General features: G+C 44.7%; 21 protein-coding genes and 1 tRNA gene. 9 read left to right on the top strand and 13 right to left on the bottom strand.

Going from position 1 to position 23,938, the window contains the following annotated elements:
• Nucleotide 1: 1 nt before the first annotated feature.
• A complete protein-coding gene (gene rbsD, locus BIW15_RS10480; RefSeq protein WP_015313345.1) occupies nt 2-421 on the bottom strand; it encodes a D-ribose pyranase in 420 nt (139 codons plus the stop codon).
• Between the two features lie 475 nt (nt 422-896).
• Between rbsD and BIW15_RS10475 the strand changes: the two genes are divergently transcribed.
• Nucleotides 897-3,260: an EAL domain-containing protein gene (locus tag BIW15_RS10475; protein ID WP_075984670.1), complete on the top strand. Its 2,364-nt coding sequence runs from the start codon at nt 897-899 to the stop codon at nt 3,258-3,260.
• 79 nt (nt 3,261-3,339) lie between these two features.
• Here BIW15_RS10475 and BIW15_RS10470 read toward each other — a convergent pair whose 3' ends face one another.
• On the bottom strand, nt 3,340-4,098 hold the full coding sequence (locus BIW15_RS10470; RefSeq protein ID WP_005463697.1) for a 5'-methylthioadenosine/adenosylhomocysteine nucleosidase: 759 nt from the start codon (nt 4,096-4,098) through the stop codon (nt 3,340-3,342).
• Nucleotides 4,099-5,380: 1,282 nt separating this feature from the next.
• Here BIW15_RS10470 and BIW15_RS10460 point away from each other — a divergent pair.
• From BIW15_RS10460 to BIW15_RS10450, 3 genes are all read left to right on the top strand, one after another.
• The gene (locus BIW15_RS10460; RefSeq protein ID WP_025550987.1) at nt 5,381-6,022 is read left to right on the top strand and encodes a murein L,D-transpeptidase catalytic domain family protein; all 642 of its coding nucleotides are present in this window, start codon (nt 5,381-5,383) and stop codon (nt 6,020-6,022) included.
• A gap of 284 nt (nt 6,023-6,306) precedes the next feature.
• Nucleotides 6,307-6,780 carry a hypothetical protein gene (locus BIW15_RS10455; protein ID WP_025623283.1) on the top strand — a complete coding sequence of 158 codons (474 nt, stop codon included), beginning with the start codon at nt 6,307-6,309 and terminating at the stop codon, nt 6,778-6,780.
• An 81-nt stretch (nt 6,781-6,861) separates the two neighbouring features.
• Nucleotides 6,862-7,185: a hypothetical protein gene (locus BIW15_RS10450; RefSeq protein WP_179115265.1), complete on the top strand. Its 324-nt coding sequence runs from the start codon at nt 6,862-6,864 to the stop codon at nt 7,183-7,185.
• Nucleotides 7,186-7,298: 113 nt separating this feature from the next.
• Here BIW15_RS10450 and BIW15_RS10445 read toward each other — a convergent pair whose 3' ends face one another.
• The 3 genes from BIW15_RS10445 to BIW15_RS10435 all read right to left on the bottom strand — a co-directional run bounded on the left by BIW15_RS10445 (nt 7,299) and on the right by BIW15_RS10435 (nt 9,072).
• Nucleotides 7,299-7,976 (bottom strand): DedA family protein, encoded by a 678-nt coding sequence (locus BIW15_RS10445; RefSeq protein ID WP_077280968.1) that lies wholly within the window; start codon nt 7,974-7,976, stop codon nt 7,299-7,301.
• Between the two features lie 50 nt (nt 7,977-8,026).
• Complete coding sequence (locus BIW15_RS10440) at nt 8,027-8,443, bottom strand: hypothetical protein (protein WP_029847614.1); 417 nt, start codon at nt 8,441-8,443, stop codon at nt 8,027-8,029.
• A gap of 110 nt (nt 8,444-8,553) precedes the next feature.
• Nucleotides 8,554-9,072: a DUF4136 domain-containing protein gene (locus tag BIW15_RS10435; protein WP_005463686.1), complete on the bottom strand. Its 519-nt coding sequence runs from the start codon at nt 9,070-9,072 to the stop codon at nt 8,554-8,556.
• A 314-nt stretch (nt 9,073-9,386) separates the two neighbouring features.
• On the opposite strand from BIW15_RS10435, the gene BIW15_RS10430 reads away from it, so the two are divergent.
• Nucleotides 9,387-9,461: transfer RNA gene (locus BIW15_RS10430), tRNA-Gly, on the top strand.
• Nucleotides 9,462-9,491: 30 nt separating this feature from the next.
• Here BIW15_RS10430 and BIW15_RS10425 read toward each other — a convergent pair.
• From BIW15_RS10425 to BIW15_RS25315, 6 genes are all read right to left on the bottom strand, one after another.
• On the bottom strand, nt 9,492-10,349 hold the full coding sequence (locus tag BIW15_RS10425) for a sterol desaturase family protein (RefSeq protein ID WP_025517096.1): 858 nt from the start codon (nt 10,347-10,349) through the stop codon (nt 9,492-9,494).
• Nucleotides 10,350-10,357: 8 nt separating this feature from the next.
• Nucleotides 10,358-11,368, bottom strand: coding sequence for a DUF2804 domain-containing protein (locus tag BIW15_RS10420; protein ID WP_005463681.1), 1,011 nt, complete (start codon nt 11,366-11,368; stop codon nt 10,358-10,360).
• Between the two features lie 179 nt (nt 11,369-11,547).
• Nucleotides 11,548-12,021: an OsmC family protein gene (locus BIW15_RS10415; RefSeq protein ID WP_005488054.1), complete on the bottom strand. Its 474-nt coding sequence runs from the start codon at nt 12,019-12,021 to the stop codon at nt 11,548-11,550.
• 89 nt (nt 12,022-12,110) lie between these two features.
• Nucleotides 12,111-14,468 carry an ATP-binding protein gene (locus tag BIW15_RS10410; RefSeq protein WP_025611190.1) on the bottom strand — a complete coding sequence of 786 codons (2,358 nt, stop codon included), beginning with the start codon at nt 14,466-14,468 and terminating at the stop codon, nt 12,111-12,113.
• Entirely contained in the window at nt 14,461-15,423 is a 963-nt protein-coding gene (locus BIW15_RS10405) for a cytochrome-c peroxidase (RefSeq protein ID WP_077280967.1), read from the bottom strand. Before BIW15_RS10405 ends, BIW15_RS10410 begins: the two co-directional genes overlap by 8 nt.
• Before the next feature lie 183 nt (nt 15,424-15,606).
• On the bottom strand, nt 15,607-15,729 hold the full coding sequence (locus tag BIW15_RS25315) for a hypothetical protein (RefSeq protein WP_017447435.1): 123 nt from the start codon (nt 15,727-15,729) through the stop codon (nt 15,607-15,609).
• 319 nt (nt 15,730-16,048) lie between these two features.
• On the opposite strand from BIW15_RS25315, the gene BIW15_RS10400 reads away from it, so the two are divergent.
• From BIW15_RS10400 to BIW15_RS10390, 3 genes are all read left to right on the top strand, one after another.
• Nucleotides 16,049-18,772, top strand: a complete 2,724-nt coding sequence (locus BIW15_RS10400) for an EAL domain-containing protein (RefSeq protein WP_077280966.1) — start codon at nt 16,049-16,051, stop codon at nt 18,770-18,772.
• A 199-nt stretch (nt 18,773-18,971) separates the two neighbouring features.
• Nucleotides 18,972-20,351 carry a nodulation protein NfeD gene (locus tag BIW15_RS10395; protein WP_077280965.1) on the top strand — a complete coding sequence of 460 codons (1,380 nt, stop codon included), beginning with the start codon at nt 18,972-18,974 and terminating at the stop codon, nt 20,349-20,351.
• 9 nt (nt 20,352-20,360) lie between these two features.
• Nucleotides 20,361-21,146: a slipin family protein gene (locus BIW15_RS10390; RefSeq protein ID WP_005488077.1), complete on the top strand. Its 786-nt coding sequence runs from the start codon at nt 20,361-20,363 to the stop codon at nt 21,144-21,146.
• A gap of 127 nt (nt 21,147-21,273) precedes the next feature.
• Here the strand turns inward: BIW15_RS10390 and BIW15_RS10385 are convergent, their stop codons facing one another.
• Nucleotides 21,274-21,702: a globin gene (locus BIW15_RS10385; protein WP_077280964.1), complete on the bottom strand. Its 429-nt coding sequence runs from the start codon at nt 21,700-21,702 to the stop codon at nt 21,274-21,276.
• 280 nt (nt 21,703-21,982) lie between these two features.
• On the opposite strand from BIW15_RS10385, the gene BIW15_RS10380 reads away from it, so the two are divergent.
• The gene (locus BIW15_RS10380; RefSeq protein ID WP_005499154.1) at nt 21,983-22,639 is read left to right on the top strand and encodes an NAD(P)H-dependent oxidoreductase; all 657 of its coding nucleotides are present in this window, start codon (nt 21,983-21,985) and stop codon (nt 22,637-22,639) included.
• A 114-nt stretch (nt 22,640-22,753) separates the two neighbouring features.
• On the opposite strand, the gene choV is transcribed toward BIW15_RS10380, so the two are convergent.
• Nucleotides 22,754-23,938, bottom strand: coding sequence for a choline ABC transporter ATP-binding protein (gene choV, locus BIW15_RS10375; RefSeq protein ID WP_077280963.1), 1,185 nt, complete (start codon nt 23,936-23,938; stop codon nt 22,754-22,756).

Below are 23,938 nucleotides of genomic sequence, written 5' to 3'. Positions count from 1 at the left end.
CTTAAAAAACCACGCCCGCTTGGAAAATCACGTTCGCGTACGGTGTGCATTCACCGGTTCGAACCACTGCGCGACTTTGCTCGGTGCGTGCTTTAAAGGCCTCGTGCGAAACGTATTTGATTTCAATCGATTTGCCCGTTTCCTCACTCTCTTTGCTCAACTCTTTAAGCAGTGCTTCATGAAGAACAGGACTGACATCGGAAAATTCTTCTGCAATGATGACCCCTTCAATCTGTGACTCAGACAAAATCACGCGAACGGTATCAAGAAAACTTGGTACGCCATGCGTTAGCGCCAAATCGATGCGCTGTACATGATCAGGAATCGGCAGCCCCGCGTCACAAATCGTGATTTCATCGGTGTGGCCTAGCGTTGCCACTAAGTAAGAAATATCTGAGTTAATAAGGGTACTTTTTTTCATCTCATCGACCTTTCGGTTACACGTTCATACAACAATGAGTGCCTGTTTTAGGAAATTTTCATTATTAACAGAAAACTCATCGAAACGTTTCGATGCAATAATAAGACGCTTGCGAGATTTCACCAGTCACCGATCGGTAAGGTGTGAGAATGATCCGTGATTTTTCCAACTAAGAGAAAGAAAAGGCCGACCAAGTCACACTTTACTCATCGAAACGTTTCGATGAGTATATTTAAAGCCCACAAAAACCCTACGGTTTGTGCCCGAGAAAGCAGAAATACGTCCAATTACTGAGAAAGCCTCTAGTTAACGGGAAGGAAATCTGCCACATCATCACATTTCTAAAATGGTTGTCTGATTTTCGAGAACACCCACCTTACAATCTGGTTACAATTTGCAAAAAATATATCATCCGTTCAGTACCGTTTAGGTAAGCAACGTTTGTAGGGACACAAACGGAAGTCGAAGAACCATAATGAAATTAAGCAATCGAGTTATCTTGCTTGTCGCACCCGTGATCATTTTGAGTGCGCTGGTATCGAGTTACATCATCTATAGCATTCAAAAAGTAACACTCATCAAGCGCGAAGATAGCTACATACAACTTCAGATGGAAAAACTGGCGGGGCAATTTCGACAAGCCAATATTTTTCTTAACAGCTATGCGTACACGCTGAGTAAAAGTGATGTGCTGCAGGACTATTTTATCAATCACGACAATCCCTACCGTGAGCGAGTACTTTTTAGCCGCCTAGATGAAACCGCTGATGTCCTGAGCCATGGTTATAAAGGGGATGCGAGCATGGCGATCCTCGACGGCAAGCAAAATCTGCTTTATTACACCGAAAACCAATATTACGAATCGTCCGGCGTTGTTGACCCAAAGGTGCTGGAGTACATAGCAACCAGCTTCGCGGCTCGTGGTGAATACAGTCACACAGGTTTCATTTATAACTCCAGTGGCCAAAGCATCTTGTTGCGATACGAACTCATTGACAAACGAACGGGCGCACCGCCAGTTAGCTTCGATCCTAGCAACGTGTTTTTTGTTGTCGTGTCCGTATCTTTAGAAGTGTTTAACGATATCAAACACGACGTCGAATTCGATACTCATAGTGTGATTACGTTTGCCGATAAACCCATTTATCTAGACATCCCTCTTGCGCAAACCATTGAACTTCTGCCCCACTTTTATGCGGTGCTCTCCCCTGCGGAGTATCTGATGTGGAACAAAGTGGACAAAGTATGGCTAGAGCTTGCACTTTCTTTTGGTATCGCGGCATTTTGTACCATAACGCTGATCGTCTTAGTGCTCTATCGTTACGTTTTGCATCCAGTCTCTCGCCTCGATAAACAACTCAGCGAGCTAGAATCGAATCAGCGAGACAACATCGAAAAGCTCGGAACCAATGATGAAATTGGCCGTCTTTCATCACGCTTTTTTGATATGTACGAAGAACTCAACGTCATTTACAAAAAGACCAAACGTCTCGCAGAAACAGATCACCTTACTCAGCTGGCTAACCGTCATCGATTCCACCAACTTGCCACGCGTGAGTTGGCCTCGCCCCCTTCTCATTTGTGGGTGATTTATGTCGATCTGGATAACTTCAAGTACGTGAACGATAAATATGGTCATGAACTTGGCGACAACCTGCTAAAGGTCTTCTCGACTCACATTAAAAACGCCTGTCAAAAGTTCTCTCAGCAATACGACAGCCCTTGTTTTGGCGCGCGTTTATCTGGTGATGAGTTCGCCATTCTACTCAGCTCCAATAAAGACGTGGGCAGCATCCCAGATTTACTCGCCAAAGAACTATTAAAACCAATTAGCAACCTAAGCCAAACTTGGGCGAACGCCTTCCCGGTGACCGCCAGTGTTGGCATCGCTCAGTACCCGCAAGATGGGCAAGACATCGCGAAACTGTTGTCCAATGCAGACGCAGCAATGTACCAAGCCAAACGTGCTGGAAAAAATCAGTACGCGTACTATTCAGCAGAGCTAAATTTGGAATCTCAGCGACGCAGTCAGATCGAACGCGCACTGCGTAAAAGCAACGTTGAAGATGAGTTTAGGCTTGTGTTTCAACCTTACATGAATAACAAAGACAACGAAATTGAAGGCTTGGAAGTGCTTCTACGTTGGGACGCAGAAGGCTTGGGGCCAGTGCCACCAACCGAATTTATTCCAATCGCCGAACAAGCTGGGTTGTTTGACAGAATAGACCGTTGGGTGTTTGCCAATGCAACCAAGGAATACCATCATTTAAGAAGCATTTTTGGCAAAGACATTGTCCTGTCCATCAACCTTTCATCGGCCGAATTAAACTCGTTAGAAATGGCGCAATTTATTCATAAACACGTAACGAGAAATGGCATCAAACCAGAATGTATCGAACTAGAAATTACCGAGACATTTGCCGCGGAACAGCAAGGCACGGCATTGCTTGATGAGCTTTCGAAACTGGGTTATCGACTTGCTATTGATGATTTCGGCTCTGGCTACACGTCGCTCACTCAACTTGTTCAATACCCAGTACAAAAGATTAAGTTTGACCGAGAGTTTCTACTGACGTTAATGAATACCAATAATGGACACGTGATCAAACCGATCATTGAGCTGTGCCATGCCCAAAACAAAACCGTGACCGCCGAAGGCATTGAACACGACGTTATGCACAAATGGTTGTCCGCTTATCGATGTGATTTCATGCAAGGATACTTGTTCGGAAAGCCAATGGACAAAGAGCAACTTAGCTTGTGGTGGAAATCGGCCAACGATGACAATCGATTCTCTCAGCCGCTTACAACCAAACTCGCGGCTGAGGGTGGAATTTGAAGGTAAAGAATCGATAATGTTTACTTTGACGAACTCATAAAAAAGCAGCACTTAATGTGCTGCTTTTCGTATTCTCACCCTATTGCATGCGCTTAAGCATGTTGAGCGTAATGGTTGCTGAGTTATCTGCCGTCGCTTTTTTCAGCTCAGAATAAACCACATCAGCAGAACCATCCGCTTTGTCGGAAATCGTGCGGATGACAACGTACGGAACCTTAAAGGCGGTTGCAACTTGTCCCAATGCTGCACCTTCCATTTCGACGGCCATCGCGTTGAACTCTTGGTAGATGCCCGTGACTTTTACTTTACTGGCGATAAATTGGTCACCAGAAGCAATGATGCCTCGGAACACACTCTCTTTGCCTAACGTCTCCACCGCTGCTTCATACGCGTAATTTTGTAGCGCTTTGTCAGCATAAAAGTAACGCTCTTGATAGTCCGGTAATAACCCTTTCGGTTTGTTGAATGCGGTTAAATCAACGTCATGATGTACAGTACGAGTAGAAATAACCACGTCCAATGGATCAAGTTTCGGGTCACTTGCTCCTGCTATACCAGTAAAAATCAGTTGGTTCACACCAAAAGATTCAATCAGCAAAGTGGTCGTCATCGCAGCATTGACTTTGCCAACACCAGATTGCGTTACCACGACGGATTTGCCCTCAAGCTCACCGATATAAAAAGTGTGGTTCGCAACTTTCTTGATTTGTTGATTCTGAATTTTTGGCAGCAGAGCTTCAACCTCTACATCCATCGCGCCAACAATACCTATCGTTGATGCAGCAAAAGTAGGAAGTGAAAACGCGGCAAGAATGAAAACAAGAGATTTCTTAAACATACGAGTCCTGAAGTGTAGCAATGCGCCGCCCTTTTGCGACGCGCCACACATTATATACCCTTGAGATTTAAAGGGGGAATATTCCGTACGCTATCAGTCAAAACAATCAGCAATGAGACAAGGTGAGCTTCTCTACAACCTCAATTTTTGGGTTCTTGACCTGTCGGGACACGCAGTTTTGCTGAAATCGTAGGCATAAAAAATTCGCAAGCTATCCTAGTTGCGCAGGTAGGGTGTCCCCAAGCGCTACATATATCCTGATCGCTTGATTTCACTCTCGTGAATTGTCGGCATTGACCACATTTATTCGTCATTAATTCTTCTCCCTGAAAATGATCTTATTGATAAGCAAGCGGTCGTTAAGCGTAATTCTATAACGCGATAACGACCTCAACTAGCCAAATTAGTGTTTAGAAACTAACACGATGTTCTGAGTGAAGATTTGACTTATAACCGTACTTTGCTCAAAAACTTAAGAAACAAATTCAGAGAATACAAAATAATGTTTTATCCAGACCACAAATTTTATTTATCGAATAAGAGCAATTTTAAAAAATGAAACTAATTCCGTTTTAACTTGTCTTAACCGATCGTTAATTTATTTATAAGAAAAGTCTAATTACTTATTCAGTTCATACAAAGCAAACATAAAAATAATGGATACCCATCATTTTCGTTTTTCCTTATATAGAAATGCCTGATTTAGAGTTTCCATTCGTTCCATATCCGTACCTTATAAAACTCATCATCACATTTTTTTCACTTTTTTCAGTTGGAGTGAAACGCTCATATGAAGAGCTGTTTATCTATCTTTCCGTTCTACATCCTTTATTCTACTTATAAAACTGTAATCACAACGATAAGAGACAGCCCCTTAAGTAACGCGGCGTTTCGAGCTGGATCACAGAGTAAACTTTTTGTCCTCCGCTCATGGTTCTAATAAATACTTTGAAATTAAAAGATATTTTCCACATCCATTTAATTAAACATTGTTTTTTAACTTTACTCTATCAAAAATATTGCTAAACACAGTTTTATTAATTAGCGAAATCGGCTAGTATTTACGTCGAAGTTTTTCAAAAGCAACGATTAACTTATTAATATTAAGCAGTTTCAATTGGTTAGACAGAACCCTTGAAACTTAATGGAATCCCAACATTACGTGCTTTTGTGCATAATAAGAAACATTGGGAATATAATTATATTGATGTGCAAGTTGTTTTAACGAGTGCATGAAGCAATCGATAAATTTGTAACACCAAAGAGTTTTTATTTAGTCAAAATGAAAAAGTTATTTTTATTGTTGATATGGACATGTTTGTCGGTATCTCCTTTTGCAATGGCGCAACACCCAAATAGCAAGGCAGAGAACCGCGTATCCCAACAAGTTATTGAAAACACATATAAAGAAGCCAAACTCAATGGCGTCATCGACTTTAAACTGTTTCGCGATGCCTTTATCGCTTACCAAAAAACACCAGACAGAAAGAAGTCGATACTAACCATTATTGATTACAGCAAACCATCGACCGAAAAACGTTTTTATGTTGTGGACGTAAACAAAAAGAAGCTGATTTACAACACTTACGTGGCTCATGGTGTGAATAGCGGAAAGAAAACAGCAACACAGTTTTCGAATGTCGTGAATTCTCGCAAAACATCACTTGGCACGTTTTTGACAGACACAACATACTACGGTTCTAACGGCTATTCGCTGCGACTAGATGGTCTTAGCTCTGGCCTTAATGACAAAGCTCGCGAGCGCTACATCGTTGTACACGGCGCAGACTATGCGAATCCTTCTTTCATTAAAAAGAATGGTTACTTGGGACGCAGTTGGGGTTGCCCAGCGTTACCTCAAAAGCTGTCACGCGAAATCATTGATACGATTAAAGGTGGCAGCGTGATCTACGCCAGCGCGTAAACCACGCTGAATACCAAAACTAAGGGAGCCTAGCTCCCTTTTTTGTTGCCTGATGTGCTCACAAGTCGCGGGTAAAATCGCATTTCGAGCAGAACAACGCCAATATTTGTGTAATCTTTGAGAGTCAATCACGTCATGAATCTATTAGCACTTTTTCAGGTGTTGGTTAGATTCGCTTAAAACACTGTTCATTCCTGTTTCGTCTCGTTAGTATACGCACAATTGGTCACTTACCGACTGATGTATTGCCCAAATCTATACCCACTGACGTTTAGGATTGTTTTTTGCGTTATCTTCTTCGTATTTTATTTGTGCTGACACTGTCCATGCTCTCTGGGCATTTGCATGCAGCGCAGCACCACAATACAAATCACGTGACGTCAGAACGCCTCGACAAACTCTTGCAATCTGATTTTCAATCCGTAGTCAACGCACCACATTCAGAAGCACAACAACACTATTGGGGTTCTGATGGGTTTGAGCGCCACATCAAGCGAGACTTGTTCGCTCTGGTGAGTTACCGCCGAACGTCTACTGATGACGGATCGCTCTCCCTTAGCTTTGAATCTGAATACCATCTGCTTGTCGCGTTTTTGCCTCCCCCATTAAAAGAGTTAGCGTGGCAAACTATTCCGTTGCCTACTGATAGCTATGGCATGTTAAAAAACCAACGTTCTCTCTATCGTTTATCAGGGCGGAAAGAGGCGAATTTACTGTACGTGTTTAAACACGGCCGCGAATCGATCATCACAGTTTGATACCACAAAGAAAAACAAGGAAGCATGTCACACTAGGCATGGATGTCCTCAAATTTATCTGATCTGATTCGAGGTCTATTTATGAAAAAATTCACAGCAGCAGCGTTAACGGCCCTACTTTTCACTGCAGTACCAACATTTGCAAATACAGACACAAACGCGGACAAAATGACAAACAAAACGCTATTGGAATGCGCAAATGCTTCCAATGCTCGTAACGCGATACCAGAGCACCGAGCCGTTTTTCGTCACTACTTGATGTCTGAACGTGGTTACAGCTTTAGCCAACTCTCTTCCACCGAAACCGAGTTTAAAGCACAAGACAACAACGATTCTGAGATAGAACAGTTCTATCAAACACAGTGTAAAGAAGTTGGTGAGCAACTCTACCGCGTGGGCTACTGACACCAGCGAGAATGAAGAACTCGGTAAAGGGTTAAAAGATCCAAAAACAAAAGGCGCATTCTCTGCGCCTTTTGCTTATATCAATATCCTAGCTACAAATGAGTGAACCATTGTTAAGAGAGTTGAGACGCCGCCTTAGATTTAAACCGCGCTTTGCGCACCTTGAGGATTACAAAACTCATCACAGCAATAGTAAGAGTAATCACTGGCGCAGCCAGTAACCCCATTGTCACCATCTTGCTGATATTCTCCGGAAGTAAAGGCAGGAGCATGCCAAAGCCGCACAGTAACAACGTCCACAATATGGCGCTCAGCCATGCAAAGTAATGGAACTTCGACACGCGTTTCACACGTAATCCCATCATCAATGGCAGAAGCGAACGCACCACAGGAATGAAACGCGCACAAAACAATGCAATTAAGCCATGTTTACCCAAAAGAACATCGACTTGTTCGAGTCTTTTCTGTGGGACAGCATTCACCCAGCCTTGAACTTTAGGTAGGAGGTTTAGCCATTTTCCTTGCAAGTATGCCGCCCAACTTCCTAAGCCCGCACTCACAATAATCACCAACATGATGGCAATAGGATCAAGCACGCCTACCGCCGCAAGTGTGCCAGACAATACCACCACACTATCGCACGGAAATGGCGCAGCAGGAATAAAACCACTTTCCAAAAAGATTAATGTCGCCACGACAATATAAATAATCCCTGCACTTCCTGGCGCCATAAGTGCAGAAAAGTCTTGATGCCAAAAGGCAAGCAAGACGCCCATCATTGAATCAAACATAAAAAGAGCTCCTAAACATCACTAAATAACAACAAGGTAGATGCTTAGAACTATCGAGCGTGAATAAACCGATAGATAAGATTAGAGCCTAACCCATCTCCAATTTGGTATTTTGAATGAGAGAAGTCTTTCGCAAGACCAAGAAAAGCCGTCAGACCCGCGTTCAAATATGGCGTTTCTGATAAAGCGCGGTTCCAATGAGGAGCCAACGTTTCGAACCAACCAATATCGAGCTCATCAAGATCTGATTTTGAATCATGAACTCGCAGTGCATTGCGATTTAACAGGCTAGCAAACGAATGAAATGGTGGTGCTAGTGGCGTTTCGGAAACTTGTGCGTCTTCATCATAAAACGCAATGCCGACGCTGTAGTGGTGAGTAGTTTCAGGCGACGTTGATTCTTGGCCGACAGAAACCGCCAATAAGCTCAGAAATAGCCCGAAAAAGCTAATAAGAAGAGCACGCACAACGTTCACCTACATCACAGTAATACGTACTTTTAACTCTGAGGGCGAGAATTTGCAATCGAAATTCTCGCCTCGTGGTTTTAGCCACTCAGTTTGATATAACTGAGGACTTAGTTCTTGCCATATGGGTAGTTTTCGAACATTTTCGCCACTTCTTCTGTGATCAAATTTTCCCTTTTCTCAGTACTCATTGATTCGGTTAACTTGCGGCTTGAAACGCCTTTCCACACAACTTGGTTCGCCTTACTATCCACCAGCTCTACCACTAACTTCCCGTATTTGCGTTCTTTATATCGTTCAGGGCTTGATGTAATCACACCAAAGCTGTTCCAACCATAACCGACGCTAAAAGAAGAACCAGACGAAACTAACTCCGACTCCTCAACGATATCGTGATGAACGTATAAATCACCACCACTTGCAACTCGAGAAAGCCCTTTCGATTCCAGTTGAGCAGCCAAACCTTGTTCTATACGGCGTCCATCGATACTTGCTGGAGCATCATTTTGAGTACCAAAATCAAACGTTTTGTAAGAAGCGAAGTCCGCTTGTTTATCCACGTCTGTTGTTACTGTCGTACAAGCGGCCATCAAAAGCGCCATTGCCCCAATTGTTACTGTTTTCCACATACGCGCTCTCCTCGTTTTTTTACTTATACGGCTGACAATAAAGTTGTGTCATTTCAATATTGAGTCTTGACCATGAATGATAAGTGTTCAATGTCAGGTGATGATTAAACCATCAAATGGATTGACGATTAATGAGCTAGCTCTGTCACATAACGGTGTCATTTTCGTCGAGCATCATCAGGAAGCCATTTAAGTTCATCGAAAGCGTATTTTTTCACCAAGAAGACAATTTTTTATACAACTGACAAGCGACTGATGAAAAAAGACTTTTCTTTTGAAATCAATGTGGCATATTAGCGGAGTCCTATCGATGCGCGGGCATCGTATAATGGCTATTACCTCAGCCTTCCAAGCTGATGATGCGGGTTCGATTCCCGCTGCCCGCTCCAATATCTACTCCCAAGAAATTCTTTTCTAAGTTACTCAGTTGAATCCGAAGGCGGAGCAAACAAACAGCGCCAACGTTGTTGCCATGTTAAATTTGGTCGACGTACCTCGTTGAACATATCTTTCCATTCTGCAAACGTCACCTTGATTGGGTTGAAGCTGTTTACCGGTTTAGAAATGCCATAACGAACCGTTTCTATTTCTGGTTCAAAAGTGCCAAACATTCGATCCCAGAGAATCAAAACACCTGCGTAATTTTTATCAATATATTGACGATTGATCCCGTGATGCACTCTGTGGTGAGACGGCGTGTTGAATACCCACTCCAGTGGGCCAAGTGACCGAATCGACTGCGTGTGCACAAAGAACTGCAAACCTAGATTCAACAACACCACGAATACAACCCATTTAGGGTCAAAGCCAATAATGACCAAAGGTAGCCAGAACAGCCACATCCCCGCCAATGGGTACATCAAGCTTTGGCGAAACGCCGTACTAAAATTCATTCTTTCTGAACTGTGATGCACCACATGTGCCGCCCACATCCAACGAATACGATGGCTAGCACGATGGAACCAGTAATAGAAAAAGTCTTGCAGCAACATAAGAAGCAAGAAGGCCGATACACTCATTTCGATATCAAATAATCGCCAATCAAATATCCACAAGTAGAAATGCGCAATCAGCAACCCCGTTAAAATATCAGCAGCTTGATGTAATCCTGCCAACACAAAGTTACACGCCACTTCCGGCAAATAATATTGTGCGCTGTCAGGCAGTTTACCTCGACGCTGTCCCAAACCGTATTCCGCGGCGATGCAGAGAAAAAAGATAGGAGCCAAAGCCATAAGCAAGAGCTCCGGTCGTTCCATGATTTGTGACCAATCCATTGTCTTATCTACCATTTTGCGTAGTGATCTTCCGTTAAACCCACAACACCGTCTAGTTCGTGCTTACTGCCATTGCCATCCACAACAAACCCCGAAAAGTGGCCGATATATTGACGAAAGTTACTTTTCAAAAACCAGAAGTTCTTTTTCTCAGAACGTTGATTGATAGGCTCAAACACTAAGTCTACGCAACCATCTTCGGAGGTGATGCGCCAATCAGTACGTGGATTCTGACGTGAAAATTGAAACTGCACCGGATTAAGCAAATGCCTTTCACCGTCCACCCACAGTACATTTTCACAAAACCCGGTTTCGTTTACGCCAGCGGCGAGGTTGAGACCCAAGCTTTTGTCGCCATCTTTATGGTTGATACTCGCCCAGCGCCAGCTCGTTTCCCTTCGCATGTAACCCGCCGAGAAATCATAACCCGCAGCAACCTGTGACAGATCTTGCTCTTCACCCAGAATAAATAGATTCCCTGTTACCGTCAGCGCGTTGTGTTTTTGTGTATACGTCCATCCGGAGTAACCCGTTGGCGTAGAGAGCATAAGAGGCAGACTTTGTGGCTGAGGATGCAGTGTAATGTTGGCGTTCACGGAAGGCGTCACAAACTGAACATGCCACTGACCCTCCTCAATGGAGAACTGAATTGTATTGTTCGCGAGATGCGCTTTGCTCAACCAGCTCGATGGTTGAGTCTGATAACCAAGCTGACAAGGTTTAAGCCATTGCTGCTCGGTGAGTGCATTGCGCTTAATATCGAACAAATAACAAAATCCGGAGGCCAAATAGCGAATATCGGCAATAGCAATCCCGACGACATAGTCAGGCGTCACGAGAGACACGAACTGGAACTGCTTGTAATCGAAATGTTTTCGCCACTTCGATACAGGATTGTCCATCTCATTGAGATATTGAAATGACTCTAAATCGAGTGATCTTGGAATCGCCGACAGGTGCCCAAAAACCGGCATACCATCTTGCTGAATAAACGAGTCCAAAGGCTTAATTACGTCCATGATTCTGACTTTTCTAATCACACATGGCACAAGATTAACATTAATTTAACAACAAACGAGTTGCGCGACTGCACAACAATCACGCATTTAAGGCAGGCAACGAAGCAATAGTGTGAAACAGGTCACTCATATCTCATCACTATCACTGCGATTTAGAGTTTTAGCTTGGCTGTAGAGCATTAATCAGAATGAAGAATATTGGTCACGATCTCCGTTTTCACCGAATTCGCGATAAAACAGTTTTCATGCGCCATGTGATGCATTTTTTCCAATTGCTCATAGCTTGGCTGCTTATCACCAGAAAATACAACTGTCGGATTTAACACCACTCTCGAAACCCACTCTTTCCCATTTTCACCAACGGTCAACTCCCCTTCAGCTGCATCAACATAAGAGTCGATCACATAACGACGCTTTGCTGCAATCGAAAGGAAAACCAACATATGGCAACTAGAAAGTGCCGCAACAAACGCCTCTTCGGGATCGACGTTTTCTTCTACCGACAGCGGCAACGGAACAACATAAGGAGATGGCGAAGCAGGAACTAACAAACCGCCATCAAAGCGCCAAGTGTGCGCTCTACTGTATTGATTATCGCTAAAGATTTCATTGGCCTGGCGTTGCCACGCTATTAATGCCGTGTGCTTACTCATACTCATTCCCTGATTGTTGAGTGGTGTAGTAAATCACAGCTCAATACGGAAAGAAAACAGACACTGAGTGAAATGAGCGAACAGCCACTTCAAAGCACCTGTTCTGAGTTTTGTTGCGCTTTTACTAACTCATCTCTCAAACGGTGTCCTTGATGAATATTCACTTGGAGGCGATTGATCAACATCTGAAGCTGTTCAATCGCTGGCACTTGGTTCATTTTTAACTGTGTTTCGAGTTCCAGCGCTTGGCTAGCCAGTATCTTCAGCCCTAAATTCAACGCCATTCCCTTGGTCGTATGCATCGTCAATTTGAGAGAGTCGAAATCGCTCTGCATAAAGTTTTCAATCAGGTCATCAACCGCCAGTTCAAAATCGGTGATGATGCTGTTGAGCAGATCAAGTAACTCATTCGGATGTTCTTTGAGGGACGCCAACATTTCTGAGTTCGACAGTTCCTCTTCCGTCAGCCTCAAGTTTTCAATCGGCTTACGTTGCAGTTGCAATACATTGCTCGCTGGCGATACCTCTTCGGTTTGCTTCACTTTGAGCCTCGTACTGAATTGCTTCAAAGCGTCAGCAAAACTTTCCCTTTGCAGAGGCTTGGTTAGGACATGATCGGCACCTGCCGCGATAAAGTGGTCATGGGCCTCACGAAAGACATCCGCAGTATAGGCAAACAGCAACGTCTTTACCCCTAGCTTTTCGCGAATAAAACGGGTCGCTTCGACACCATTCATCTCTGGCATGTGATTATCCATCAAGATAAGGTCATAGTCGTTGTCGCGTGCCTTTTCTACAGCAACCAGCCCGTTTTCTGCGACATCCACTGCGTGCCCTAACTTTTCGCAAAAGCCTTTCGCCACCAAAGCATTTACGCGGTTATCTTCTGCCAACAAAATGCGCAAGTTCTGAGTGCTTCGGGTTTGAACTGGCGTATGCTGCGGGCTCGGTTTTTCGCTCTCATTCCATGGTATCGGCAAAGTGACAATAAACTGCGTGCCGACCCCTTCTACGCTCTTTAAGGTAATAGAACCACCCATAAGTTCAGTGAGCTTTTTAACGATGGCCAACCCTAAACCCGTTCCTCCAAACCTTCTTGTAGTTGAAGAATCTGCTTGCTCGAAGGAGTTAAATACTCGCCCTTGTTTATCGGGTGCGATACCGATCCCCGTATCACTGACGATGATCAACAGCTGTTTGTCTTCACCATTTAACTCGGTACGAATCAGTACGTGCCCTTCATTGGTAAACTTCACGGCGTTACCCGCCAAATTAAACAAAATTTGGCGAAGTCGAGCACAATCGCCTGTGAACTCGGTGTTGTTCGGAACGTCGTTCTCAACAATCAGCTCAATGCTTTTTTCATCAATTAACGGTTGTATGGCGCTGCACACCGGAGTTAAGACTTGCTCAAGATGAAACGGGGCTTCTTCCAGTTCTAACTTATTTTCCTCAACTTTAGAAAAGTCCAAGATGTCGTTGAGGATAGTCATTAAATGCTGCCCTGAATCCAGAATTACCTTAATATGCTCTTTGGTGACGGGCTCTTTGGTTTCCTCTGCAATCAACTGAGAAATCCCGAGCACACCATTCATTGGCGTTCTTAATTCGTGACTCATTGCAGCAAGAAAGCTGGATTTAGCCTTCGCGGCTCGCTCTGCTTTGTCCGTTTCGGCTTCCAACTCCGAGTTAAGCTGCTTCAAGTTGTGCATTCGGTATTGCAGTTGATACAAGAACGACCCGACTAACAACATCACTGCGACAAAAACAAACAGCCAAGTGAAGCGCGCCTCATTTTGGGCGAGATCAAGAAGTGAGTGCTCGGCCTCTTCCACAAACACAAAGTAATTGTGATCCAGTAGCTCAGTGGTCAACAGCTCGATTTTTTTATCGCTTTCATGTAAGCGCCCCAAAAAGTTCGCGCCACTTTCGCTTTGCTCCCCACTTTGATTCACTAAGTCGCGGCTAAAAAACTCGACGTAATGTTTATCTAATTGCGTTTCACCAATGTGCGTCGAAAACTCCTCTTCATAGATGTCCAACAGCATCAGCAAGGCGTATTGATTTTCGACTTGTACCCCAATCAACATGTCTAATTGCGAAGTGGTTTGAATAACCCGTTGCTCAAATTTGGCTAACGTCTGTTGTATTTTCTGGCGGTTGGGTGAGATGGGAAACCAAACGGCATTATCGAAGGTATCAGCCAATTTTTCCGCTTCAACTTCAATATCAACCAACGATTTAGTGAGCTCGAAGTTCTTTCGCTCCTTGATGGCATACTGATTCACAATCACATCGCGTTCTTCAATCAGCTGATGGCCGACCTCAGAAAGCGCGCTATGAAGTTGTTGCGTACTCTTGGAATTAATGTGAGCCATGTAGGCAAAGGTGCACGCCACCAGCATCGCAATAAATAAGCATGAATTGACCAACCTAAACTTATTCATTTTCCAGCACCTCTAATATTACTGGCCTTGGGGCGCTGAGTGACGTCAAGAACTCTTCGATGTCTTCGATATTGCTATCACTCATCGTAATACCAAGCTGCGTTTGTGCCATGATTTGAATGGCCTCAGCAAGGGTGGTCACTTGCCCGTTATGAAAATACGGCCCCGTTAATGCGACGTTTCTTAAACTGGCAACACGGAAATAATACCCCTCATCCCCTTCCGTTGTGAGTAAATGGCGACCTGTGTCTTTCTGCACGGGTTTATGCTCAAAGTAAGCGAAGCGTTGAATCATCGCGCCGCCAACATTTTTCCCTTGATGACATTGTACGCACCCAGCTTTCTGGAAGGTTTTCCAACCGCGTTTCGCTTTCTCATTCAAAACATGCGTGTAACCCAATAAGTAGGCATCAAACGGCGCGCCTGGAGTTTCAAGCCCTTTCACAAACTCAACAATGGACGCTTTGATGTTGTCGATAGAAATTGGCAGGTTTCCAGCGCGTTTAAACAGCGCTTGATATTGCTCGTTGTTTTGAACGTAGCTTTCAATCTTCGGCCAGTTGGAATCCATTTCTAACGGGTCGTGAATTGGGCCATCCATTTGAGAGACTAACGCATTCGACGAGCCATCCCATAACAGTCGGTAATTCAGTGACGCATTAAAAACCGTGATCGCGTTTCGTGTTCCTGCCCCTTTTACACCTGCTGCTACGGCTGTGTTTTGCGCGCCATTCGTTTGTAGATTGTGGCAACTTTCACAACTGACTTTACCATTCGATGACAAGTTGGGATCTCTAAATAAATACCAACCAATCCGCGCTAACTTAACGTCGACGACCGGATCGCCCTCGATAGGCAAAACAAGTTCGACTTCTGCTTTTGCAACACTGACGGATGATGCGGTACAAACGAATAGCACGGCGGCACCCCATTTGATAGCTGTACTCAGCCTCATAACTTGAACTTCCTAGAACGCCCTAATTATGAACCTAGTTGCAAATGCGATTTTTTGCCATTTTCAGGCGAGAGTAAAAGGTATGATTGTGTTTCGTATAAAGCTCAAGAGGGAGAGAGATTAAAACAGACAGAGCGAGTCCAATAGAATTCGAACTCGCGTCAGGAAGGCAATAGAGCGTGGCTAGTTGATGAAGGCAAGCAGGCGATAAAACCAAGTGACTTCACCGTAAGCAATCAAATCAAAGATGGTGAAGAAGATGACACAGATGATGGCCAATTTGACCAAGCGTTGAACTATAAACATCACAATTTCCTGTTGTTTTTTCGCAGTTTACTACGTCAACAGGCGAATGAAAAACGGATGCTTGTATCAAGGCGTGTTAAACAATCAACAAAATTTTTTGCAAAAAATGACGTGCTAGAAGCGCTGTTATCTAAGCGATTGTACTATCTACTTTTTTATTAATTTACTGCTCGTTTTGCTTAAAAAGCAATCGGTTAACTCACTGTATAACCTAGATAAGCGAGCGAAAATGGATGTCGACAAGTTGGACGAGCATCAACTATTTCAAATATGATATGTCGTACACTTTTTTAAAACTAATACTTATAACTATTTTTTAATGCAAACACCTCGCTTGTTTAACTTAAATCTTCGCTACAAGACTGCCTTGTATTTCTCGCTCGGTCTGCTCGGGATGATAATTAGTTTCCTTTTTATCAGCCGATACTTTTTCCTGTACAGCTTAGATGAGTTGGAAAACATGGAAATTGACCACTCAAGTCAGCAAGCTATAGCCGTAATTGACATGATGGTGACTCAACAAGAAGGAAGTTCCTATGATTGGGCTTACTGGGATGAGACCTATGACCTTTTCGCACACCGTGACATCGCAGGTTACAGCGAACGCAACTTATATGTCGAAACCCTTGATGCGCTGAACCTCGATTTGATGTCGTTTATCACACTGGATGGTCAGTCCTTAGTGTCATTGAGTCGTGAAAGCACACCTGAGTCTTCATCCTCACTAAACAATAAAGTCGTGTCCGTGCCACTACTCCAACAGCATATTTTGGCGATGAACAGTAAGCTTGATGTTCACCGCGAAAGTTTGGCGGGCATATTTAAGATCAATGACAACATTTGGGGGTTGAGCTTAGCTCCAGTTCGAAACAGCGAAGGAGATCGTCCTTCGAACGGCTGGATGCTGTGGGGACGCAATCTGTCTGAGCGTTTCCCTGGCGACTTTAAAGCGATGATGTCTGCCAGCAATACGCTCGTGACCAAGTCGTTTAATCCTGTCGATCATGCCAAAACTAAAAGCATCGATAAAACCTCAGAGTCCATCATCAAATGGACCCCAATCAGCGATCTCGCGGGTGAGCCGATTGCGTGGTTGAAAACACAAACCAAACGTGAACACTATTCAAAAGGTAATACGCTCTTTATTTACCTCTTTGCGACGGTTGGGGTGGTAGCGTCAATCATTGCTACCAGCACGTTTTTCATCTTCAAAAGAAAGGTGGCAACACGCTTTAGCCACTTTGCAGAAGGCATTAACGAAATCGCCTCCCAATATCAGCTTGAAGGTTTGCAGTCCGTAAAGTTCGATGAGTTAGAACTCGCGACAAAGCTTGTGCAAAAGCTCTCTGAAAACACGTCTATGACTCAGTTACAGCTGAAAGACTCCATGGAGAAATTCGGCGCACTTTACCACAGCTCATCGTTAGGCATGCTGATCGTTATTGAACGTGAAATCGTCGACGCCAACCATCGAGCGCTTGAACTACTGAGTTATAAAAAGTCCGACCTTCTTGAGCAGCCATTAGACTCGCTCTGCCCTACGACTGCTGATGAGTGTCGTGTTGATGCAATGTATCGAGAGCTTCAACATGGCCGCAATCAGTTTGAAGCACAGATGCTAGACAGCCATGGCGAAACCATCGATTGTTTAATAGAAGCAACACTGATTCAGCACAACGGGCACACCGCCTTGATGCTGCTGTTGCAAGATTTGAGTGAAAACAAACAACAAGCTGAGATGATTCAAAAGCTGACCGATTTTGATCCTGTGTCTGGCTTTTGTAATCGCCCGGTAATCTTAGGCGCACTTGAAGAGTTGGTGAAACACCAGCCGAATCACTTCTCGTTCATCTACATCACAAGTAAGAGCCTCAAGCAAATCGCTGAAGTGTACGGACACCTGATTTTTGATGAGGCGATCCAGTACATCTCGACTTTGTTGCGCGACCATTTGGGCACTCACCAAATTGGTCGGATTAGTGAGCATGAGTTCATCGTCATTCTTCCCAACGCAAGCGGTCACAGCGACGCGTTGGAAGCGGCAAACCGACTGTTAAATCAGCTCTCTTACAAAATCGAACTCTCTGGGATTATGTTGTCGCTCGACAGCAAAGCCGTGATGGTTGACCCTAAAATCACCCACCAATCCCTTGAACACCTATTGCTTGTTGCTCGTTACTCAGCGCAGTCAATGAGCGGTCGTCACATGCATGAAGTGTTGGTCGCTGATGGTGAATTATCTGAGCAGGCAGAAACGTCGATGATCATCAATCGCGACTTAGAAGTAGCGATTCGACAAGACAACATCATTCCTTATTTTCAACCAATCGTGAACGCGAAATCAGGTGAAATCATTGGCTTTGAAGCATTGGCTCGATGGCCGCACCCAACGCTCGGCATTATCTCGCCGTTGATCTTTATTCCACTTGCAGAGCAAGGGAAACTGATTGTGGAACTTGGAGAGTCCATCCTCAATCAGTCTTGCGATTTTATCGGCAAACTGAACACAAAGAGACACAGCCAAGGCTTGCCGCCACTGACGGTGCACGTCAACCTGAGTGCGCAGCATTTCTACCATTCACGGCTGATTTCATTCCTGCAATCCATGATTGAAGAGCACAACATCTCTGCAGGTCATTTGGTGCTAGAAATCACCGAAAGTATGCTGATGGGCGGCGAAACGGAATCCATCCACTGCATCAACGAAATCAAACAACTGGGCGTACAACTGGCGTTGGATGATTTTGGTACGGGCTACGCATCATTTAGCAGCGTGTGCAACTTCCCGCTAGACATCGTCAAACTCGACAAATCGTACGTGGATGAAATTGAAACCAACGACCGAGCCAAAACGCTCGTGCGAAACATTGCCAATATGTCTCAAGAGTTGGGATTAACCATCGTCGCAGAAGGCGTCGAGACGGCCAGCCAAGTCCGCAAACTAAAAGTGTGGAATATAGATGAGTTACAAGGTTTCTACTTCTATAAACCGATGACTAGAGAAGACGCATTCGCTCAGTTTTCTGGCTTGCCCCACTGTTAATCTAGCTCCCCCTCCCAAGGCAAAGCGGTCTCTGTCGCTTTGCCTTTTTTGTTCCCCAATCTCTCTGCTTCTTGCCAAGTAAGACTCAGTATTGCATCGCACTGATGATCGAACACAGTTTCAACCCGATATAAATGTCTGCGTATATACTTTAAACAAGGTTTTCAATAAGTCCCTGTCACCGGACAAGGAGGACTGCATGAAACGGACATGGATATGGCTGCTACCGCTGCTTCTATTTGCTGGCCAAACACTGGCAAATACGGTTTGGATTGTGCCCGTAAAAGGGGCAATTGGCCCAGCCAACAGTGACTACCTCACTAGGGAAATTGAACAAGCTCAAATTAACGGCGTGAGCCTAGTGATTCTCAAAATGGATACCCCTGGCGGGCTAGATAGCGCGATGAGAGACATTATTCACGCCATCACAACCTCGACCACACCGATTGCGACTTGGGTTGGGCCTTCAGGCTCAAGAGCCGCGAGCGCGGGCACCTACATTCTGCTTGCCAGCCACGTTGCGGCAATGGCAGAAGCGACCAACCTAGGCGCAGCAACCCCTGTCGCCATAGGTGGTGCGCCACAAGCACCCTCTTCTGATGACGGCAAAGACAACGAATCCTCGGATGAAAACAAACCCAATGCAGAAAAGAGCGGCGATCAAGTTCCGGCTAAAACCGCCATGGAGAAAAAGGTCATCAATGACGCAAAAGCCTACATTAAAGGGCTCGCAAAATTACATGACCGCAATGCGCAATGGGCAGAAAAAGCCGTCAGTGAAGCCGCCAGTTTAGACGCAGAAGAAGCCTTAGAACTCAATGTCATTGATGTCATCGCCAACTCGCCAGAAGAGTTGGTCACCGCGATAAACGGTAAATCCGTCAAGGTGAACAATCTCCCCGTGACATTGTCACTCAACAATCCCATTTGGGTTGAAAGAATACCGGACTGGCGCGCAGAAATGCTTGCGGTGATCACCAATCCTAATGTCGCCTACATTCTAATGCTCATCGGCATTTACGGCCTATTACTCGAGTTTTATAACCCCGGAGTGGGTTTACCCGGTGTGCTTGGCGGCATCTGCTTACTACTTGCGATGTACGCACTGCAAATGATGCCCGTCAACTACGCAGGTTTAGGACTGCTGCTACTCGGTATCGCGCTCATGATTGCCGAAGCCTTTAGCCCAAGCTTTGGCATTTTAGGCTTGGGCGGCGTAGTAGCATTTGTGCTTGGTTCAATATTCCTGATGGACAGCGAGCTCCCGGGCTTCCAAATTGCCCTACCGTTGATTTTCGGTATCGCTATTTTCTCTATCGCGTTGATTCTTCTCACTATTGGTTTCTTACTCAGGATTCGAGGAAAAGGCGTCACCACAGGTTTAGAGACCTACCCCGGTAAACATGCCATTGTGAGTGACGACTTCATCGACGGACAAGGCCGCGTGCAGTTTGAAGGTGCATTTTGGCAAGCGAAGACCGAACAAGATCAAGAACTCAAACAAGGTGAATCGGTCACCATTGTTCATGTTAAAGGGCTAACCTTAACGGTGAAGCCCAATGACCGCCCTAAAGAATAGGAGGCGTTTATGATGCTCTACACTGTTGCTGTGATCGTGGTGCTGCTGTTCGCATTAGCGACACAAATGTTTAAGGTTCTGCGCGAGTACGAACGAGGCGTGGTGTTCTTTCTGGGGCGATTTCAAGAAGTAAAAGGCCCGGGCTTGATCATTTTGATTCCTTTCATCCAACAAATGGTGCGTGTTGATTTACGAACCATTGTGCTGGATGTACCAACACAAGATTTGATCACCAAAGATAACGTCTCTGTGCGCGTTAACGCGGTGGTGTATTTTCGTGTGGTTGACCCACAAATGGCAATCAACAATATTGAAAGTTACAGCGATGCCACCAGCCAGTTAGCACAAACGACGCTACGCTCGGTGCTGGGCCAACACGAGTTGGATGAACTGCTATCCGAACGAGAACGACTCAACAAGGATTTACAATCCATCCTCGATCAACAAACCGACGATTGGGGCATTAAAATCTCCACCGTCGAAGTCAAACACGTCGATTTGAACGACAGCATGGTTCGCGCGCTGGCTCGCCAAGCCGAGGCGGAACGTAACCGCCGAGCGAAAGTGATTCACGCAACGGGTGAATTAGAAGCGTCAAACAAGCTGAAAGAAGCCGCACAAATGCTAAACGAAGCGCCAAACGCGCTGCAATTACGCTATATGCAAACCTTAACCGAAATTACGACGGACAAAACCTCAACCATCATCTTCCCAATGCCAATTAATTTGGTCGAAGCGGTGACGGACATTGCCAACGCCGTTAAAAAGAATCAGGGGCAGGATAAAGAAGAATAGCCACATTAATTTTCAAATAAGGGCGGAAGTGGCTTGGGTTTAACTTGAGCGGACTTAGTTTGGTCTCGTTGAGTTTGGTGTAAACAGTAAGGCCGCTTCTTCATATTAGATATCACAAACCTTTCGATCACTGATCCGTGTCGGATTTACTTGGCGGTGTACCACATTCGCGTTTCATGATTTCCAGACCCGATTTAAAACAAGCGCGCCATGCCTTTTCAACGTCGGAGTTGTACTCATAATCACACTCTTGTACTGTTTCCAATAAGCTTTCAAACCAAATATCAATGTCTTCGGGTTTGACACCAATGTTACCGATACCGTGCTTTTTGCCATACTTTTCCATCATTTTTCGCGCATCAGAAGACGTGTCTGTCATCATAAAAAAGACGATCGAACCTTTGAGCATACGAACTTGCTTTTGCATATCTACGCCTTCAAATTTCTGCCGAAAGTTCTCTCCTTTCGACCAAAACTTGGCATAAAACCGCTCGAAAAAGTGCTCACTGAGAACACAACGCTCGTAACTGTCGTTGAAAACCTCAATCACATTCATGACCACTCCAAACGAAAACCAGAGTACAACTCATATTTTATGAGTGTAATTTAATATCTCAAACAAGGGGCAAGCGAATATCTCAAAGCTTGTAATTTTGGCCAAGAAACAGCAAAGACCACGTTCTCTGTTCGATTTTCAACAAAAAGTTAAAAGTGATTTAAATAAAAGCCATCTTATCAATTGCTGGTTATTCGGTACTATGAACTCACTTTCGAGGTACGCGTGGTTGTCGAAGCTAAAAGCGGCCGATATAAAACTGAATAACGAGGATAAAAACGTGTCTCATCAAATCATTAAAGATCTAAACAGCCGCTACACAGCGAAAAAATACGACGCAGAAAAACGCATTTCTCAAGAAGATATGGCCATCATCAAAGAAGCCATTCGTCTGTCTGCATCGTCAATCAACTCGCAACCATGGAAATTCATCGTGATTGAAAGTGATGAAGCGAAACAACGCTTCCACAGCACATTCGCGAACAAACACCAATTTAACCAACCCCACGCAACCACGGCGTCGCACACGATCCTTCTTGCTTACGATCCTAAGTTCACAAAAGAGAAGTTTGCAAAACGCGTGGATGCCGAAGTCACTTCAGGTCACCTACCAGCAGATATGTACAACACCTTTATGGGCGCATACGCATTTGCCGAAGCGAACACCGATGAAAATGGCTTCAACGGTCATTGGACTAAGGCGCAAGTTTACATCGCGCTGGGTAACCTACTGCACACATTAGCGCGCCTTGGTATTGACTCCACTCCGATGGAAGGCGTTGATCCTGAGCTGATTGGCGAAGAATTTAAAGACGAGTTGGAAGGCCACGTTTGTGAAGTTGCGCTGGCGATCGGTTACCACAAAGATGGTGAAGACTACAATCACGGTCTACCTAAAGCGCGTATGGCATTGGATGATGTTATCACCACGCTATAAAAGCTGATTGAAATCATCATTGTTGAATGAGCAAGCCGCACATTGATGTGCGGCTTGTTTATTTTGAGTGTAATTTGAGTTGAGTATCGCTTTCAGTTCAGACGTTTATCTCAACTAAGCCACTTGCTCGGATTTAAAATTACCAAGCAACGCGTCATACAATTCGTGATCACTCAACACACCGACTAACTTATTGTCTTCCACCATCAAGAGTGGTTGATTACTACGCTGCTTAAGCTCTATCGCTTCACGCATGCTGATGTTCGGGCTAACCTGAACCACAGAGTTAGATTCGACATCATCGAGGTTCGATGATTCGCTCACCCACTGAATCAGTGACTGTTTAGAATCCGACAAGCTCAGCCCTTTCGACTCTTGTGTCACCCAAATTTCTTTATCAGGACAAATAAGCACACGCTCTTTTTCACGTACCAAAGCATCACTCGACTTCATTAACGAACGACCTTTAAGCACATTCAGAGGATTCGTGTGGGCAACAAAGTCCGCCACATAATCGGTTTCTGGTGCCAGAATGATCTGCTCTGGCTTACCATGCTGAATCAGTTTACCCGACTCCATAATGGCAATGTTGTTACCAATTTTAAGTGCTTCATCTAAGTCATGACTCACGAACAAAATGGTTTTATTGAGCTTTTCTTGCAGCAGAATCAGTTCATCTTGCAGCTGCGCTCTGATCAGTGGGTCAAGTGCTGAAAACGGTTCATCCATGAGAAGAATATCTGTGTCCATCGCAAACGCACGAGCCAAGCCCACACGCTGCTGCATACCACCAGATAGCTCATGCGGGAGCTTACTCTCCCATTCTGACAAGCCCACCATTTCTAACTGTTCACGTGCTTTTGCACGGCGCTCGGCTTTACCTATACCTTGCATTTCCAGGCCAAACGCCACGTTATCGAGTACCGTTAGCCAAGGCATCAGAGCGAACTTCTGGAACACCATCGACACTCGATGAGTACGTAGATGACGAAGCGTTTGCTCATTACAGTTAGCAAGCTCCACCATATTGTCGCCATCTTGAATTTTCAGCGAACCACGAGAAATATCGTTGAGTCCGTTTACTGTACGAAGCAAGCTGGATTTGCCAGAACCCGACAAACCCATCAACACACAAATCTCGCCGCGTTTGACGCTCAGAGAGACATTATCAACACCGACGACCTGACCGGTTTCGTCGATGATCTCCTGACGAGACTTACCTTGGTCTAGCAAAGCCAAAGCTTGTGATTGCTGCTGACCAAACACCACATCAAGATTTTCAATTGTAATTGCGTCCAT

This window comes from Vibrio sp. SALL6 (assembly GCF_002002385.1).
In the GTDB taxonomy this organism is placed as follows: Bacteria; Pseudomonadota; Gammaproteobacteria; order Enterobacterales; family Vibrionaceae; genus Vibrio; species Vibrio parahaemolyticus.
The sequence above is the reverse complement of the archived record's forward strand: the minus strand, read 5'-3'. Positions and strand labels throughout refer to the sequence as shown.

What these genes read in the sequence shown, in the direction of transcription:
- rbsD (WP_015313345.1), bottom strand. Translation starts at nt 421, where the DNA reads ATGAAAAAAAGTACCCTTATTAACTCAGATATTTCTTACTTAGTGGCA.
- BIW15_RS10475 (WP_075984670.1), top strand. Translation starts at nt 897, where the DNA reads ATGAAATTAAGCAATCGAGTTATCTTGCTTGTCGCACCCGTGATCATT.
- BIW15_RS10470 (WP_005463697.1), bottom strand. Translation starts at nt 4,098, where the DNA reads ATGTTTAAGAAATCTCTTGTTTTCATTCTTGCCGCGTTTTCACTTCCT.
- BIW15_RS10460 (WP_025550987.1), top strand. Translation starts at nt 5,381, where the DNA reads ATGAAAAAGTTATTTTTATTGTTGATATGGACATGTTTGTCGGTATCT.
- BIW15_RS10450 (WP_179115265.1), top strand. Translation starts at nt 6,862, where the DNA reads ATGAAAAAATTCACAGCAGCAGCGTTAACGGCCCTACTTTTCACTGCA.
- BIW15_RS10445 (WP_077280968.1), bottom strand. Translation starts at nt 7,976, where the DNA reads ATGTTTGATTCAATGATGGGCGTCTTGCTTGCCTTTTGGCATCAAGAC.
- BIW15_RS10435 (WP_005463686.1), bottom strand. Translation starts at nt 9,072, where the DNA reads ATGTGGAAAACAGTAACAATTGGGGCAATGGCGCTTTTGATGGCCGCT.
- BIW15_RS10425 (WP_025517096.1), bottom strand. Translation starts at nt 10,349, where the DNA reads ATGGATTGGTCACAAATCATGGAACGACCGGAGCTCTTGCTTATGGCT.
- BIW15_RS10420 (WP_005463681.1), bottom strand. Translation starts at nt 11,368, where the DNA reads ATGGACGTAATTAAGCCTTTGGACTCGTTTATTCAGCAAGATGGTATG.
- BIW15_RS10415 (WP_005488054.1), bottom strand. Translation starts at nt 12,021, where the DNA reads ATGAGTAAGCACACGGCATTAATAGCGTGGCAACGCCAGGCCAATGAA.
- BIW15_RS10410 (WP_025611190.1), bottom strand. Translation starts at nt 14,468, where the DNA reads ATGAATAAGTTTAGGTTGGTCAATTCATGCTTATTTATTGCGATGCTG.
- BIW15_RS10405 (WP_077280967.1), bottom strand. Translation starts at nt 15,423, where the DNA reads ATGAGGCTGAGTACAGCTATCAAATGGGGTGCCGCCGTGCTATTCGTT.
- BIW15_RS25315 (WP_017447435.1), bottom strand. Translation starts at nt 15,729, where the DNA reads ATGTTTATAGTTCAACGCTTGGTCAAATTGGCCATCATCTGTGTCATC.
- BIW15_RS10400 (WP_077280966.1), top strand. Translation starts at nt 16,049, where the DNA reads ATGCAAACACCTCGCTTGTTTAACTTAAATCTTCGCTACAAGACTGCC.
- BIW15_RS10395 (WP_077280965.1), top strand. Translation starts at nt 18,972, where the DNA reads ATGAAACGGACATGGATATGGCTGCTACCGCTGCTTCTATTTGCTGGC.
- BIW15_RS10390 (WP_005488077.1), top strand. Translation starts at nt 20,361, where the DNA reads ATGATGCTCTACACTGTTGCTGTGATCGTGGTGCTGCTGTTCGCATTA.
- BIW15_RS10385 (WP_077280964.1), bottom strand. Translation starts at nt 21,702, where the DNA reads ATGAATGTGATTGAGGTTTTCAACGACAGTTACGAGCGTTGTGTTCTC.
- choV (WP_077280963.1), bottom strand. Translation starts at nt 23,938, where the DNA reads ATGGACGCAATTACAATTGAAAATCTTGATGTGGTGTTTGGTCAGCAG.